Origin of the sequence: uncultured Microscilla sp. (genome assembly GCF_947493425.1) — a bacterium.
GTDB lineage: Bacteria > Bacteroidota > Bacteroidia > Cytophagales > Microscillaceae > Microscilla.
This window is the reverse complement of record NZ_CANLRP010000370.1, coordinates 1-1,854: the sequence shown is the minus strand read 5'-3', so window position 1 is coordinate 1,854 and position 1,854 is coordinate 1. Positions and strand designations below refer to the sequence as shown.

Here is a 1,854-nt window from a genome sequence, read left to right as displayed (position 1 = left end):
GCAAATCTTTAAAAAGTACAATAAAGAGTGCCCTCTTATTGAAATTGTACAAAATTCAACTCGATATTCACATTATAAAGTCTGTCTTACCGAAAAGTACCCCACTCGTTGGTCAAAATAACGAGGCTTCATTGGTTTTTCGGGGAGCAAAATCATAGATTGGTTCATTTCCAAAGACAAAGACCCTGTAATGGCATTGCTGGGTAGCTTGGTAGCAGTATAGGTCAATATATGGCGTACTTCTATATTTTTTGGGTAACTCTTTATGCCCGAAATCATCGAGCGACTCTTGTCTAAGCGTCTTACCCCAAAGCGGCGTTTTTGGGCGGAGCTCAAGGGACCAATCATGGCTACATCACCCGTAAAAAGCTTAGATACCTCTATCACATAATTTTGTTTGTCTTTGCTGATAGTAGCCAGTCTAAACGACATAATGATAGGCTCAAAGTTGTTGCTTTTTACTGACTTATATATCGGGTCATTTTCATTGGCTATACTATTGTAAGACACCGAGCGCAGCAAGATCGTGTTGTCTACTTTTTGCCAGCGTACTACTTGTTGCGGGCGTGACTTCATACCTGCGCCGCCAAACGAAATGCCTTGAGTAATGCCTGAAATACGGCTTACAATCAACATTTCTTTATTAAGTAGTTGTTTGGGTATTTCAAAGTAGTGTTTGGTTTTTACCTTGTGGTAAATAAACAAGCCTGCATCTGTTTTGGCGGCTTTAGTGATTACCTTATCGTAAGGTTTGATACCACCACGAGGTTTTTTCTTTTGAGGAGTAGTTTGCCCTTTTTTATTTTTACGATTTTTCTTTTTGCGTTGTGCAGTAGCGTCATTTGCTACTATTAAAATCAGCCCCAGGCAAAGCATCAATGCATTCCTTAAGGTGTTTTTATAATTTTTCTTCATTAAAATAACTATTTTATACAAACAAATATGCGACATTAGTAGTGCACACAGGCGTCAAATTTACGAAAAGGTTTGTGTTGGTTTTTCCGATAACAACTTTTTAACATGAGCAATTTTTTAGAAGCCGATATTTGTGTTATGATCATGCATTGACGGTAAGCATTTGTTTAGTGAGGGTAGAGGTTGGGTTGTTGGATATGCCAGTATTATATTGGCAACCCAAGATTTTTTGAGTCATTTTAATCGTCAAACAATAAACCATATATTTGCCTCCATTCACCAAAGATATTTCAATGGAAAATCCTTTATACAAAATGTTTGAGAGCCAGGTAGGGAATGTACTTGACCAAAATGCTCCACCGTTTACTCAATGGCTAAAGCCTGCCTTACTTTCGGTAAAACCAGGTAGTTTTGAGATGGAAATAACCGTGCGCAAAGAAATGACCAATCCTTTGGGGTTGTTGCACGGAGGTGTACAAGCGGCCATCCTTGACGAAATTATTGGAATGACTGTAGCAGCGCTTGACAAACCCAGTCCGGCAGTATCTATCAATCTTGCGGTAGACTTTATAGGCAAAGCCAAGCTGGGAGATAAAATTATTGCCCGGTCAGACGTAGTGAGGCAGGGGCGGCAGGTGATCAATGTCACTGGGGAACTGCACAATGCTGAAGGTAAACTTATTGCCAGAGCTATGTCTAATATGTTGCAAATAGGTAAAAAGTAATGTTTACACGATAAAGTAAAGGGTATGCTACCTCTTTGATAAAATACCCTTGCTTTATGAATTGAACGTAAGTTTTGAAAATCAGACAGCTAATCCTTAGTAATGTTGCCGAAATAATGTCAGCAACTTTAAGTAAATATTTTTCAACGATGTATAGCGACTAAAATATACAGTTAAAATGGGGAAGTTATTTTGACTGCATTATGTACCAAGA

2 protein-coding genes are annotated in these 1,854 nt (G+C 38.5%); one reads left to right on the top strand and one right to left on the bottom strand.

The features are described from left to right. Positions 1-72 precede the first annotated feature (72 nt). Positions 73-915: a DUF5117 domain-containing protein gene (locus Q0954_RS33805; protein WP_299466465.1), complete on the bottom strand. Its 843-nt coding sequence runs from the start codon at positions 913-915 to the stop codon at positions 73-75. A gap of 293 nt (positions 916-1,208) precedes the next feature. On the opposite strand from Q0954_RS33805, the gene Q0954_RS33800 reads away from it, so the two are divergent. Then, entirely contained in the window at positions 1,209-1,640 is a 432-nt protein-coding gene (locus tag Q0954_RS33800) for a PaaI family thioesterase (RefSeq protein WP_002692605.1), read from the top strand. The last annotated feature ends 214 nt before the right edge of the window (positions 1,641-1,854 follow it).